General features: G+C 67.5%; 7 protein-coding genes. 2 read left to right on the top strand and 5 right to left on the bottom strand.

The features are described 5' to 3' along the window. Positions 1–46: 46 nt before the first annotated feature. On the top strand, positions 47–1,801 hold the full coding sequence (locus KF791_05470; GenBank protein MBX3732024.1) for a cellulose binding domain-containing protein: 1,755 nt from the start codon (positions 47–49) through the stop codon (positions 1,799–1,801). Between the two features lie 63 nt (positions 1,802–1,864). Here KF791_05470 and KF791_05475 read toward each other — a convergent pair whose 3' ends face one another. Continuing rightward, complete coding sequence (locus KF791_05475; GenBank protein MBX3732025.1) at positions 1,865–2,344, bottom strand: hypothetical protein; 480 nt, start codon at positions 2,342–2,344, stop codon at positions 1,865–1,867. Between the two features lie 121 nt (positions 2,345–2,465). Here KF791_05475 and KF791_05480 point away from each other — a divergent pair, with 121 nt between their 5' ends. Beyond that, positions 2,466–3,944 carry a sulfatase gene (locus tag KF791_05480; GenBank protein ID MBX3732026.1) on the top strand — a complete coding sequence of 493 codons (1,479 nt, stop codon included), beginning with the start codon at positions 2,466–2,468 and terminating at the stop codon, positions 3,942–3,944. 101 nt (positions 3,945–4,045) lie between these two features. Here KF791_05480 and KF791_05485 read toward each other — a convergent pair whose 3' ends face one another. The 4 genes from KF791_05485 to KF791_05500 all read right to left on the bottom strand — a co-directional run bounded on the left by KF791_05485 (position 4,046) and on the right by KF791_05500 (position 13,950). Further along, positions 4,046–5,611: a VCBS repeat-containing protein gene (locus KF791_05485; protein ID MBX3732027.1), complete on the bottom strand. Its 1,566-nt coding sequence runs from the start codon at positions 5,609–5,611 to the stop codon at positions 4,046–4,048. A gap of 36 nt (positions 5,612–5,647) precedes the next feature. Continuing rightward, positions 5,648–7,078 (bottom strand): DUF1552 domain-containing protein, encoded by a 1,431-nt coding sequence (locus tag KF791_05490; GenBank protein MBX3732028.1) that lies wholly within the window; start codon positions 7,076–7,078, stop codon positions 5,648–5,650. Between the two features lie 15 nt (positions 7,079–7,093). Then, complete coding sequence (locus tag KF791_05495; GenBank protein ID MBX3732029.1) at positions 7,094–9,736, bottom strand: DUF1592 domain-containing protein; 2,643 nt, start codon at positions 9,734–9,736, stop codon at positions 7,094–7,096. 185 nt (positions 9,737–9,921) lie between these two features. After that, entirely contained in the window at positions 9,922–13,950 is a 4,029-nt protein-coding gene (locus KF791_05500; GenBank protein ID MBX3732030.1) for a choice-of-anchor J domain-containing protein, read from the bottom strand. Between the last annotated feature and the right edge of the window lie 259 nt (positions 13,951–14,209).

Raw genomic sequence — 14,209 nt, forward strand, 5'->3', positions numbered from 1 at the left:
ACCCGGGGGCAACTGGAGCACCGGCTGCTGGTTCACACTGCATCACATGAAAGTCCCCCTGGCCGTTCTCCTGGCATCCCTCGTTGCATCCCTGGCCCCGGCATTGGGTCACGGGTCCATGTCCCGGCCGGTGAGCCGGGTGTACCAGATCTATCTGGAAGACCCGCAAAGTCCCGACCACCCCTCCAGCCGAGCCGCCATCGCCGTGGCGGGCACGCAGGCATTCTACGACTGGCATGAGGTGAATCGCCTGGTGCCCGACTACAACTATCGGGCGTTGATTCCCGACGGCCAGCTGGCCAGTGCGGGGCGGGCAAAATATGCCGGCCTGGACCTGCTGCGATCGGACTGGCCCAAGACCCGGGTCCACCGCGGCGCGTATCACATGATCTTCAACGCCCATGTGCCGCACGACCCGAGCTTCTTCCAGGCCTTCATTTCCAGGCCCGGCTGGAGCCCGCTTCAGCCCCTGCGCTGGTCGGATCTTGAGCCGCTGCCCGGTGCGGAGTTCTTCCGCCGCCAGGGAAACCTCTACACCTTCGACACCGAGCTTCCGGCCCGCACCGGACACCACGTCATCTACGTGATCTGGCAGCGCATTGATCCGGCAGGCGAGGCCTTCTTCTCGATCAGCGACGTGGATTTTGGTGACGGGTCCGGTTACGGCAACCCGTACGACGGGGACACCGTCCTGCCGCCCGACTCCACCGATCACAGCGGCCACGCCGCCGTCACGGCATTCTTTCGGGTTCAGAGCGAGTGGAGCACCGGATTCAGTGGAGAAGTCACGATCACCAACACCACGCCGTATCTGTGGAATGGTTGGAGCGTGTCCTTCGATCTCAACGGGACCCTTCAGAATCTTTGGAGCTCACGCCTCGTCTCCAGGAGCGGCAGCCGGTACACGGTCACCAACGACCCGTGGAACGCTGCGATCCAGCCGGGACAGAGGCTGGTCTTCGGGTTCAACGCCTCCCCAGCGTATGCCCAGGTCGGAGCGCCCTACGGCTTCCTCCTGAACGGGGCGTCCGCGCTGCCGGGCACGGGCACCGGAACGGGCAGTAGTTCCGGTTCTGGAGCGGGTTCTGGAACCGGAACCGGTGGCTCGGGCGGTACCGTCGCCACTCCACCGCCGGCCGCGATCACCGTCACCAACGGCGGGGCGGCCCTCACCTTCACCGAGGACCATCGCTGGTCCACCGGCTTCACCGGGACCGTGCGGATCCGGAACCGGGGCACCACTCCCATCAGCGCATGGACGCTCGCATTTCAGCTCAACGGTACCGTCACCGACCAGTGGAACGTGGTTCGCAAGAGCGTGTCCGGCTCCACCTATACATTCGGCAACGCCTCATGGAACGGATCCATCCCGCCGGGCGCCACAGTGAGCTTCGGATTCAACGCCGCCGCCGCCGCCGGGGTCCGGCCTTCGTCCTTCGTGTTCAAGGGCGCGACGACCAGTTCCACCGGGTCCATTGGAAGCACGCCGACCAGCGGCGGCAAGGTCCAGGGACGTTTGGACCTCCGGGTCCCCGACAATTGGGGCAGCGGCTTTACGGGCGCGGCGACGGTGTCGCATGTCTCGGGTCCAAACCTCAACGGCTGGACCCTCTCCTTCGACTTTCCCCACCGGATCACCACGGTGTGGGACGCCGTCCTCGTCTCCAAAGTGGGCAACCGCTACACCCTCCGCAACGCGTCGTGGAACGGCATGCTCAAGGCGGGAGGCCGGGTGGCCTTTGGGTTCAACGCCGATCCCGGCGGCCGGATCACGCCGCCATCGAACGTCACGCTCAAGTAGCGCGTGCTGGAGGTCTGTCGAACGGCCGCCGGGGTCACCCGGCGGCCGTTTCCCGGAGAGGGATCACCGCCAGAACCGTTCGCGCTGCTCGCGGGTCAGCTGCTTGTAGAGGGCCGTGTCCCTCGCGAGGCCGTCCAGGTAGCCCAGTGCGAGCTCCCAGGACATGTTGTCCCGCTCCTTGTCGGTAATGACGTTTCGGATGTTCCGGGCGTACCAGCCAAACATGTAAACTTGGGTATGCCGCGGCACCGCCTCGTTGTTGGCCAGCAGGGCCAGCCGTTCGACCTCAAGCAGCATCAGATGAAACTTCGCCTCCATCGCGGTGTCGCCGTGGTCCCGGGTCAGCGCCTCGGACTCGATGGCGGTGAGATTGCTGGCGATGTAGCCGTCCGTGGCAAAAAGCCTCCGGTGGGATTCAATGAAGCGCGAGATGTTCTCGACCCGCCGGTTCCGCACCAGCAGGAGCGAATTTACGAGGAAAACCAGCAGTGCGACGAGCGCTGCAACCACCGTCGCCCAGTTACGAAGTTCGTCGCTGCTCATACGGCGTGTCCCAACGCGGGGCGGGAGGAGGGTCCCACGGTCCTTTCGCCCGGGTCACGACAAAGTTCGCCTCGCAACACATGCGGTCGGCGCGCATACACTCCGGTCCGCCGTTGCCCCCATGTTGCCTCAGATCCGCCGAATCGCCCGCCTCGCCATCTGGATTCTTGGTATCGCCACGGTCTCCGCCCGGGCGGCCCGGCCGATGAATGTCGTGGTGTTCCTGGCCGATGATCTGGGGCAACGCGACCTCGGTTGTTATGGAAGCTCCTTTTACGAAACCCCGCATCTCGACCGATTGGCGCGGGAGGGGGCGCGGTTCACGGACGCGTATGCGGCCTGTCCGGTCTGTTCACCCACGCGGGCCAGCCTGCTCACCGGCCAGTGGCCGCAGCGCCTGGGGATCACGGACTACATCGGCGCGCCGATGCGGCCGGAGGCCTGGTGGCGCAACACCCGGTCGCTGCCCGCGCCCTACACGGACCGGCTGGCGCTGGAAACGCCGAACCTTGCCAGATCCCTGAAGTCGGCGGGATTCGCCACCTTCTTTGCCGGCAAGTGGCATCTCGGGCCCGAGGGATGGTGGCCGGAGGACCAGGGGTTTGACGTGAATCGCGGTGGCATTGACCGGGGAGGTCCGTATGGCGGCAGCCAGTACTTCTCCCCGTACGGCAATCCCCGCCTCGAAGACGGGCCGCCGGGAGAGCACCTCCCCGACCGGCTGGCGGCGGAGACCGGACGCTTCATCGCCGGTCGGAAAGACGGTCCGTTTCTGGCCTATTTCGCGTTTTACGATGTCCACACGCCGTTGATGGCCCGCGAGGATCTGCGTCAGAAGTATGCCGCCAGACGGGAGCGGCTCGGACTTGCGGAACGTTGGGGACGCGAGGAGCCCCGGGACGTGAGGCTCTCCCAGGATCACGTGGTGTATGCGGCGATTGTCGAGGCAATGGACGCCGCCGTCGGGCGCGTGCTCGCCGCACTCGATGCCCACGGGCTCCGGGAGTCCACGGTGGTGTTGTTCACCAGCGACAACGGCGGGCTGTCCACTAGCGAGGGCTGGCCGACGTCGAATGCCCCCTGGCGCGGGGGCAAGGGATGGGTGTACGAGGGCGGGATCCGCGTGCCGCTCCTGGTCCGGTGGCCCGGGGTGACCGTGCCCGGGAGCGTGGTCCGGACACCGGTGAGCAGTCCGGATCTTCTGCCCACGGTGCTTGAGGCCGCCGGCGCATCACCGGCATCAGGGCAGGTTCTGGACGGGCGCAGTCTGTTGCCGCTGCTGAAGGGTGAATCCGCTCCGGAAAGGCCGATCTTCTGGCACTACCCGCACTATGGCAACCAGGGCGGCGCCCCGGCGGCGGCGATTCGTCGCGGCGACTGGAAGCTGATCGAGTGGCTGGAGGACGGCCGGTTGGAGTTATTCCACCTGGCGGATGATCCCTCGGAGCAGACGAGCCGCGTCGCGGAGATGCCGGCCCGCGCGCAGCGTCTGCACCAGGAGCTGAACGCCTGGCAGCGGGATGTTGGTGCCCGGTTCCCGACCGCAAATCCCAGGTACGATCCGACGCAACCGGATGGACGTGAATCGAAGCGTCCGTGACTTCGAAGGCTCAGGTGAGGGAGGAATGCGTTCGCGGTCCGGGGCGTGCGCGCCAGGGCCCCGGCGGGCAGATCGGTGGCGATTGGATCCGGCCCCCGGGGCTAGCGCCCGCGGTTGCGCAGCAGGAGCAACGACGGACCGCGTTCCGCCCAGGCGGCACGCAGGGCGGTCGGGGCGTCAAAGGCTCCGCGGTTCGCGGCGCCGAGAACGATGTCGGCATGACCGTCGCCATCCACATCCCCGACATCCATCACCAACCAACGTCCGGACATCCCGGCGTCCAGGGACTCCGGACGGAAGTTCAGTCCACCCTCATTCCACAACACGACGAACGAGCCCTCCCGGCGGCCGTCGAAATCGGGAAAGTAGGCAATCGCCACGATGTCGAGGTCGCCATCGCCATCAAGATCGGCGGCCCGGACGTCGTAGGCGCCGGCCAATGGATAAAACCATGCTTCCTCGAATCGTGGCGCCGCTCCGGTTTCACGAGTCCCGAGATTTCGGTAGAGCCGGATCCCGTGATAGGGCCTGGGCGAGGACAAGTATTCGCCGCTGTCTCCGTTGGTCACCAGCAGGTCCAGGTCGCCGTCGGCATCCCAGTCCACCAGCCGGAATCCGGATCCGCCCCAGACCGGTGGAAACTCGGCAATGGCGTGCATGGCAAACATCGAGGCTCCCCGGTTCTCGAACCAATAGAGCCCCTCCTGCGCCTGGGCCGTTTGCACGACCACGTCCGTGCGACCGTCGTGGTTGAGATCCGCAACCTCGACCCGGGTGGCCCCTGGACGCGCCAGCAGTTCGTAAGGGGCCGCCGTCGGATTTCCCCGCGACCACCACGCGACGAGGCCGTCCACATGGCCGAACCCGCTGACGACCCAGTCCGCGATGCCGTCGTCGTCGAGATCCCCGAACGCCACGCTGGTTGGCCTCGGCAGTCCGCTCAGGGCGCTTTCGGCGCGGATCCAGGTGTCCCCATCGCGTTGCACCCGGAGCAACCGTCCCCGCCGCGTCGTGTGCGGTGCCAGATCCCAGATCAGCGGCACATACCAGCCGTCGGGCCGCTCGTGGATGTCCACAGGCGGACTTTCCACCAGCAAGGACGACAGGAGGGTGCCTGAGGCGTCCAGCAGGTCCAGGGTCCGGGTCATGGCGTTGCCGACGAGGAGTTGTCGGCGTCCGGAATCCACCCGCAGCAGGGACACCATTTGATGCTGCGGCCGGTACGGCAGGAACACCGGGTCGAAGCGTGAAAGCGTCAATGGAATCCTCGGCGGAGGGGGCCCGGGAAAGGTTCCCGGCGCCTCGGCGAAATACCAGTCCCAGATGCGTCGCCAAGTCTCCAGCCGCTCACGGTCGCCGGACAACTCCGGGTCCAGCGTGTCGAGACCAAGCAACCGGCGCATCAGGGGTTCGGTCCCGCCGTGCCAGGTTCTGCGCTCGAGGAGGGCCGGCTCGGGGAAAAGATGGCAGGCGCTGCAATGAGTCCGGGCCAGCTGGGCCGCCTCAGTCCGTTCCGCCGGGGTGAGCGGTGTCTCGCGAAGCGGCAGCGGACCGGGACTGAACAGGGGCGCCGCGGTGAGGGATCCGAGCCATGCGACGGCGGCCCAAGCCTGCCGCCGGCGCCGGGACAGCATCCACGATCCGCGGTGCGATTGGGGCGTGGGCATCGGTGCTGCCGGTGGGCCGGCCAATCCCGGCGCGGCTCACGCCCGAATCGAGTCCACCGGCCGGAATGCGCGGGACGCAGGGCCGAGCCGGCGTTTGGCACCCATGGCGTCGAGCATCGTGTTGTACAGGTCGAGGCCCTCCGCTCCGACGTCCAGGATCTGCCCGGTCTTGAAGCGTCCGTCGGCTCCCGTGATGGCGTGGAAGACGCCGCTCAACTCCCGCTTCGAGTCGCTGTGGCGTCCGTCGCCGGATTCGGTGGAGATGGTGATCAACGAGTTTTCGAGGAGGGTCCGGCCGTTGGCCTCGCGGGTCTCCGGGGAATCCAGCCGGGCGAGGAAGTAGGCCAGTTCCCGCATCTTCATGTGCGCATGGGCCCGCAGCGCCTCGTTGGGCTTCGCCTCATCAAATTTGTGCCACCACTCGTGGCTGCATCCGGCCGAGCCCGAGGCGTTGTGCTGCGCGGCGTCGTCGAAGTGGAACACGCTGCGCCCGTTGTAGGCATAGTCACCCTTAAGCCGGATCCGCTCGCCGGCGGCGAGGAAGGTCAGCGAGCCGATGCGGACGCGGTCCATCTGGATGGCGGTCGCGTAGAGGTCGGCCATGAGGCGCCAGCCCTCAACGAGTTCATCGAGGGTGATGTCAATGCCCTCACCCCCCGGATCGGCCTCGCCCCCGTGGATCAGTTTGGATCGGGGCGGCACCTGCGGTCCGTTCGGATCGCGAGCCTCCGCGGCCTGGGCCCGCTGCTCGAATTCCCGGATGCGGTCGAGGTGATCCGCCACGCGGGCCCTGGAGGCCGCACCAAGCGGCGAGTTGGCTCCGGTGTAGTAGCGGTACTGTTCCATTACGGAGTCGAGCACGCTGCGCCGGAAGCGCTGGCGCTGGACATCCGGTGCCGCTCCTTCCAGTCCGGAGGAGCCAAATACCCGGTCAAACAAATCGCGGGGCTTTTCCTGCATGCCGGCGGCGGGGGTCCCGTCGTCGTTGAAGCTCTGCACGTAGCGGCTGAGCCGGTCGTTGCGGCGGAAGAACGTGCCGGCCAGCAGCGTCGGCACCACGCCCGGTGGGAAGCCGTCCGCGTAGTGCGTCCGGCGGATCACCTGGTCAATGGAGGGGCCGCCGGCACGGGCGGTCCCGTTGGGGGGTTCGGCGGTGAACGCACCCGACGAGCCGTCATAGTGGGCATTGATGCCGGGTTCGTCGCAGCGCACCTGGTCCACACCCCGGAGCAGCAGCAGCCTGCCGGCCAGCGGCTTCAAGGGCTCCAGCACGCCATCGTAGCCTTCCGTCTGCAGCGGCGCCGGAATCCCGAGGCCGAAGAAGAGGTTGAAGGCCCGCACCGGCACGCCGCCCGCCGGCGCGGCGAGCGCCCGGCCCGGGAGCATCTCCTCCAGGAACGGCAGCCCGATGGCGATGGTGCCGGCGCCCTTGAGGAGCGTGCGGCGGCTGATGCGTGGATGTTTCATCTATGGATCGCCGGTTCAGGGGGCTTCGGTGTCGGAGGTCAGCACCAGATCGCTCAGGACGATGGCGCGCAACAGCTCCGGGTACGTGCCGCCCGCCGCCGCGGCACGCCGGTGGATCTGCGTCACGACCGGGGCATCAGCGGCGGTGAGCGGCCGGCCGATGGCAAACTGGATGACCTTGCGCGCCAGGTTTTCGCGGACGCGGTCGTGCGCAGCCAGAAGATCCATGAGCGCGTCGGCAGACGGGTAGGCGACGGGGCGGGCCTCGCCGGGAAAAAGCACTTCGCCGTCTTCGCGCAGCGGATTTCCGTGCTCGTCTCGCTGGTGGTGCACTCCGAGACCGTCGTATTTTTCGAGGGCGAAGGCGAGTGTTTCGAAGCGCCGATGGCAGGCGCCACAGGCGGGGTTCTGCACGCGTTGTTCGGCCGCGCCGCGCTTGGAAAGGCCGGGCCGCGCCGGCACCGGGCGGGTGTCCAGTCCGGGGGGAGGATTGTTCACGGCGCCGCGCAGGATGTCGTTCAGCACAAAAAGACCCCGGGTCACCATGGACGCTTCGTCGCCCCCCACGGTGAGCACGCTGCCCTGGGTCAGCAACCCGCCGCGTCCGGGGATTGCCGAGAGATCGTACCGGGCAAGGGCCACGCTGTCGCTTTCCGGCAGGCCGTAGAACTTCGCCAGACGCGGCGTGGCGTAGGTCACCTGGGCATTCAACAGGTCCGCCAGGGGGCGCCGCTGTTGCCACACGACCTCCTCGAAGAATGCGAGGGTCTCGGCACGCATGTCGGCGGCCAGTTCGGGATCCCACTGTGGAAACTTCGCGGGATTGGGCCGCAGGTTGGCCAGCCGGTCGAGGTCCAGCCATTCGGTGACGAACTGCAGTGAGCGCTTCCGGACACGCGGGTCGCCGAGCATCCGCCCGACCTGGGCCTCGACCTGGCGCCGGTCGTACAAGGCGCCGGTCCCGGCCGCGTGCATCAACTCGCGATCCGGCGGTGCTCCCCAGAGGGTGTAGCTGAGCCGCGACGCCAGTTCGAAATCCCCCACCGGCCAGGCCGTGCCATCACCGCGCTGGTTCTCCATACGATAAAGGAAGCGTGGCGACTGCAGCATCGTCTCGATCACCAGCGCCATGGCTGTGTCGAAATCGCCGTCCTGCGCCGTGACGGCGGTCGCGACGCCCAGGAAGGCACTGATCTCATGGTCCTCCAGCGGACCGCGCAGGAGCCAGTGGCCCACCCGGGCAACCGCCTGACGCAGCGCGTCGGGGGAGGTGTCCGGGTCCGGCGCAAACTCCTTGAGAAACGCCGGCACGTCCAGGCGGTCCACCACGAGCCCGGCCATCTGGGAATAAGCCTCCACGTGGCTGAGATCCACGCCCAGGTTGTAGGCGGTGTTGTTGAAGCCGTCGGCGCGCAGATCCCGGGGCAGGATCTCAATGGCCTCCCGCCCGATCTCGACACCGACGGCGGCGCGGACGGTTTCGATGTATTCCGGCACCGTCAGCCGGCGCAGCGATGCCTGGCGGGTCTGACGGCTCAGCCGGTGCGCGGCGGGATCAATCATCTCCACCGGCCACGCTGCGCCCCCTTCGATCCACTCGCGGAGCAGCGCCTTCTCCCGTGCCGGCAGCGGCGGGCGGTCCTCCGGCATCTCGTCCGACTCGACGAGGGTCCACAGCGCGCTCTTCGCCGCGTCTCCCGGTGCAATCACCGGCCCGCTGCTCCCCCCGGCGAAGGCGGCATGCCGTCGCGAGAGGTCCAGCCTTCCCTTGTGAATTGCCGCGTCGTGACACTCGAGACAGTACCGCGAAAGCAGCGGCGCGATCTCCGCCTCAAAGAGTCGTGCATTGGACGGCTCCAGCACGGCCGCGAGCTCGGAGGACTGAAGGGCGACTTTCGGGTCGGGACCCATCCGAAAATGCGCCTCGACCTCGTGGGGCAGCAGGTCGCGGTTGTAGAGGGCCACCAGGTGATATGTGCCGCGCCAGGGCCGGTCGCCGGACAGTTCGTTCGCGAGTGCCAGCGGATAGGACCCGTCCCAGTTGACCGTGGTGCCCTCGAGGGTTCGCTCAACGCTCAACTGGCCGTCCAGATACAGGCGCGTGCGTCCGTTTCGATCCCGGGTGAACACCACATGGGTGCGGTTGGTGGTCAGGCTGTGGTCAGGAGAACTCGTTGAGGGAATTCCATTGTCGGTCGTCTGCGTCGTCCGCATCCGAACGTCGAACCGGGTGCCGTCCTGACCGAGCGTGAAATTCCGCACGCTGCCGCCCGATGAAATCGTGACGATCCGCGCGGGGCCATCCTGGTGGGTCGCCGCCGGCCGCACCCAGGCCTCCACGGTGAATTTGCCCGACACCCGCACGGCGTCCGAGAGGCGTGTGGCGGAACGTTCCGAACGGATCAACGTCCTGCCGGTCACCTCCAGTCCTCCTTCCGACCAGCGGACGGCATTGGTGTCGCTGATGCGCAGGTTCACCGGGGTGCCCGCACCGGAGACGTCCTTGACGAGAGCGCCCCCGGGCTCGTCGAACCGGTAGAGCGCCAGCAGACCGCTGCGGGAACGTCCGTCAGCATTGAGCGAAGGAACGAACTGGGCCGCGAGGGCCACGAGAGCCAGTGCGGTCAGCGGCCGGAGGGATGGGGGCGGTCGCCGCATCATTCTCCAAGGGACTCAGGCAGGATGGGCAGGGTGGTCCACGGGAAGTCCGACGCAACGACTCCGCGCCCTGTTCACCAACTTCACCCGCCTGCCAATTGTGGACCGCACCGCTGCGCGAGGCGATCCATGCCCCGGGTGCCTCACCGGATCCGGCCGGCCGGCGCGTCACCGGCAGAACCGAATCAATCGAGGACCGGCAGCAGACGGTAGTAGCGCCCATTCAGCGTCCCGGAATCCACATCCACATAGGCCTGCGGGGATTCGGCCAGCGTGAACTGCAGCAGCCGGGTCCACGACTTCAGGTCGTCCGCAGCCTCCAGGAGGTACCGCCGGCCCGTGTCACCGAACATGTCAATGCGGATCAAGCCGCTGACCCGGCTGGCCGTCAGGGTCGGCCCGTCGCCGGCGACGGTGAGGGTGAATGCCGTGGTGGCATCCAGCGGTGGGACCCCGTCGTCCACCACCCGCACTGTGACCGGATGCACCCCCGCCTGATCCTGCCCGGGAGTCCAGAGCAGCCGTCCGGTGGAGGCATCAATGACCATGCCGGCGGGTGCTTCCTCCAGGCTGTACGTCAGGACGTTCGAGGGAAGGTCCGGATCCGATGCCAGTGCCTGAAGGGAAAACGCGAATCCGAAGGGAATGCTGGCGTCGGCGATCCCGCCGAGGGCCGGAGGCAGATTCACCTCACGAACCCTCACCGTGAAGGTCCGGGTGTCGGTCAGCCGGGGTGCCGATATCGCGTCGGGATTGCTGTCGGTGACGACGACCGTGATCGGGACGTTGGTGGGCCCCTGCGCTTCCGTCGGCGTCCACCGGATCGCGCCGGTCTCGGGATGGATGGTCATCCCGGCGGGCGGGTCCACGAGGCTGAAGGTCAGCGGATTGGGAGGCAGGTCGGCATCCGTGGCCGTCGCGGTGACGCTCAAGAGGGTCTCTTCGTCAATCGTCGCGTCGTCCGGCACCACCAGCACCGGGGCCTGGTTGACCTCGCGCACGGTGACGGTGAAGGACCGGACATCGCTGAGCTGGCTTTCGTTGACCGCCTCGGGACTGCTGTCGGTGACCCGCACCGTCACCGTTGCGTTGGTCGGCCCCTGGGCTTCGGTGGGCGTCCAGGTGATGACGCCGGTCTCCGGGTGGATGGTCATCCCGTCGGGCGGATCCACGAGATTGAAGGTCAGCGCGTTGGGCGGCAGGTCGGCGTCCGTGGCGGTCGCCGTGACGCTCAGCAGGGTCCCCTCGTCAATCGCCTGCGGCTCCGGCACCACCAGGACCGGGGCCTGGTTGACCTCGCGCACGGTGACGATGAAGGACCGGACATCGCTGAGCCGGCTTTCGTTGACCGCGTCGGGGCTGCTGTCGGTGACCCGCACCGTCACCGTTGCATTGGTCGGCCCCTGGACTTCGGTGGGTGTCCAGGTGATGACGCCGGTCTCCGGGTGGATCGTCATCCCGTCGGGCGGATCCACGAGACTGAACGTCAGCGCGTTGGGCGGCAGGTCGGCGTCCGTGGCGGTCGCCGAGAGAACGAGGGACGTCCGCTCATCAATGGTCTGATTGGCCGGAACGGTGAGGACGGGGGCGGTGTTCACCTCGCGCACCGTCACCGTGAAGGAAGCGGTGTCGCTGAGCTGCGTCTCGTTGACGGCATCGGGGTTATTGTCCGTGACGCGCACGCTGATCTGGTAGGTCTGCGGCCCCTGGGCCTCCGTGGGCGTCCAGGAAATCGCGCCGGAGGCCGGATGGATGGTCATTCCTGCCGGTGGGTCGTTGACGAGGCTGAAGGTGAGCGCGTTGGGTGGCAGGTCGGCGTCTGTGGCGGTTGCAGATACGTTGAGGGTTTCCAGTTCTGCAAGGGTCTGCGCGGCGGGGACAACCAGCCGGGGCGCCACGTTGACTTCCTGGACCACCACCGTGAACCGCTGCCGGTCCACAGGAGTGAGCCAGTTGTCGGGCTGGGTCACCCACACCGTGATGTCCTCGAACCGCCCCGGCCCCTGCGTTTCGGACGGTGTCCAGGTCAACTCGGGAATCTCCGGCCCGACCGCGGCGCCGTCAGGTCCGTTTTCCCCGAAGCGGAACTGCAGGTTGTTGCCCCGCGCCACCAGGGGAATGGTGAACGGCGCTCCCTCGGGAATCACCGCGTCGGCGATGGGATCAAGCGTGTCACTGAGGATCTCAAAATCGTCAACGTACCAGCCCGCGCGCGTGGTGCTGGTGGTGCTGACAAACCGGAAGGCCAGCCGGACCCGTTGCCCGGCATGCGCACCCAGCGGCAGGAGGACCCGGTTCCAGTTGGTGTCGGTGCCGCTGTACACCGGGGAGAGATCCGTCCAGTTGCTGCCGTCCGTGCTGATCTGCACCCGCCCGTTGTGCGTGGCGAACGGGGTGTTTATCCAGTGGCGGAAGCTCAACTGTGGATTCGCCGTGATCACCGGGACCACGAACTCCGGGGTCACCAGCCGCGCCTCCGCATTGTTGAAATAATCGCCGGCCAGCACCGTCCCGGCGACGCTGGCCCCCGCAAAGGGCTGTGGACCGCCGGGGGCGGTGGGTACCCCAATCTGCCAGAGGCCGCCCTGGGAGGACCAGTCGCCAAAGCCGTTCTCAAACCCGTCGGGATTGGACAGCACCATCGGTCCGGTCTCCAGTGCCGCGTCGTCCACGTACCAGCCCGGACGCACCGTGCTGGTGGTCGAGACGAACCGGAAACCGATCTGCACGGGCTGTCCGGTGAAGGGGCGAAGGTCAATGATCCGCTGGCTCCAGCCCAGACTTTGAGACTGGACCCGTTCGGCCGGCACGTCCTGCCACGCGCCGCCGCGGGTCCGGATCTGCACCTGGCCGAAGTGCGTGTTGAAGGCGGTGTCGTGCCACTGCCAGAAGCGGAATCGTGGATGCTCGCCGGCCGGCGGCACGGTGAACTCCGGGCTCACGAGGCGCGCATCCACACTGTTGGGATAATTTCCCGCCAGAATGGTTCCGGCAACCTGCGTCCCGGAGCGTGGGGCGGGGCCACCCGTGGCCGTGGGCTCGCCCACCTGCCACACGCCGCCCTCCGCCGACCACTCGCCAAATCCGCCCTCGAAGCCGGGGACCTCGTCCAACGCCCATGGTCCCGTCTCCAGGGACATATCGTCCACGTACCATCCCAGGCTCACCGTGCTGGTGGTGGTGACCAGCCGGAATCCCAGCTGCACGGGCTGGCCGGCAAACGGGCGCAAATCCACGATGCGCTGCGCCCAGCGGCCCCCGGTGGTGAAGACCCGCTCGCCGACCACGTCCTGCCAGGCGCCGCCGCTGGTGCGGATCTGCAACTGCCCGTAGTGGCTCGTGAACGCGGTCTGATACCAGTACCAGTACTTGAAGCGCGGATGGTCCCCGGCGGGCGGCACGATGAATTCCGGGCTCGTCAGGCGGGCGTCGGCGCTGTTGGGATAATTCCCGGAGAGGACGGTGCCGACCACCCGCGATCCGGAATGCGCAGCGGGCCCTGCCGATGCCGTGGGTTCCCCCAGTTGCCAGACGCCATTCTCGACCGACCAGTCGCCGAGGCCGTTTTCAAAATCCTCGGGCGAGTCGAACGCCATGGGGCCGGTCTCCAGCGACACGTCGTCCACGTACCAGCCCGCCGCGACCGTGCTGGTGGTTGAAACAAACCGGAATCCGATCTGGACGTTCAGCCCCGCGAACGCCCGCAAATCCACGATGCGCTGGCTCCACGCACCGGTCCCGCTGCGGTCGCTGATCCGTTCGTCCAGATCCTGCCAGGCCCCGCCGGCCACCCGCAGCTGGAGCCGGCCGAAATGGGAGTTGAACGCCGTGTCGTACCAGTACCAGTACCGCAGCCGCGGTTGATCGGCCGCCGCGGGCACGGTGAACGTTGGGCTGACCAGGCGCGTATCGGCCCCGTTCGGGTAGTTCCCCGCGAGGCGGGTGGCGGCGACGTTCGCACCGCTGCGCGCCGCGCCCGGACCGGTGGTTGGGGCGCCCAGTTCCCAGACGCCAGCCGTGCCGTCCGTCGTCCACTCCGCGGCGCCGCCTTCAAAACCCTCCTGCCAGAGGACCGCGGCCGACAGCGTCGAAATGCCCGCCAGCATCAATCCCAGGGTGAGGACCCGGAGCCACGGGCCCGGACGACGAAAGTCCCTGGTGTCCCCGGAGGACCGGTGGCAGGAGCCGGTGGAGGATGAGAAATGAGGCAGCATGTGAACGAAGACTTTCACGGGTGGCAACCTGGCCTCGCCAATCGAGGTTGAATCGGCGGGAAGGTGTCTGCTGACACTGTCAGTTCCCCGCAGGGCCACCAAGTCATTTCCCCGGTCCATCGGAGTTTCGTGCCCACGGATCCCGGATTACCGATCGCCAGAACCCGCGCCCACCGTCGTGCGAATTCCCGGTCGCCGAAGGATTCGATTTCAGGCGTCGGAAGCTCCGGAGGCACCGGCCGGAGGGCGTGCGATGGGC

The organism is Verrucomicrobiia bacterium (genome assembly GCA_019634635.1).
Taxonomy (GTDB): domain Bacteria; phylum Verrucomicrobiota; class Verrucomicrobiia; order Limisphaerales; family UBA9464; genus UBA9464.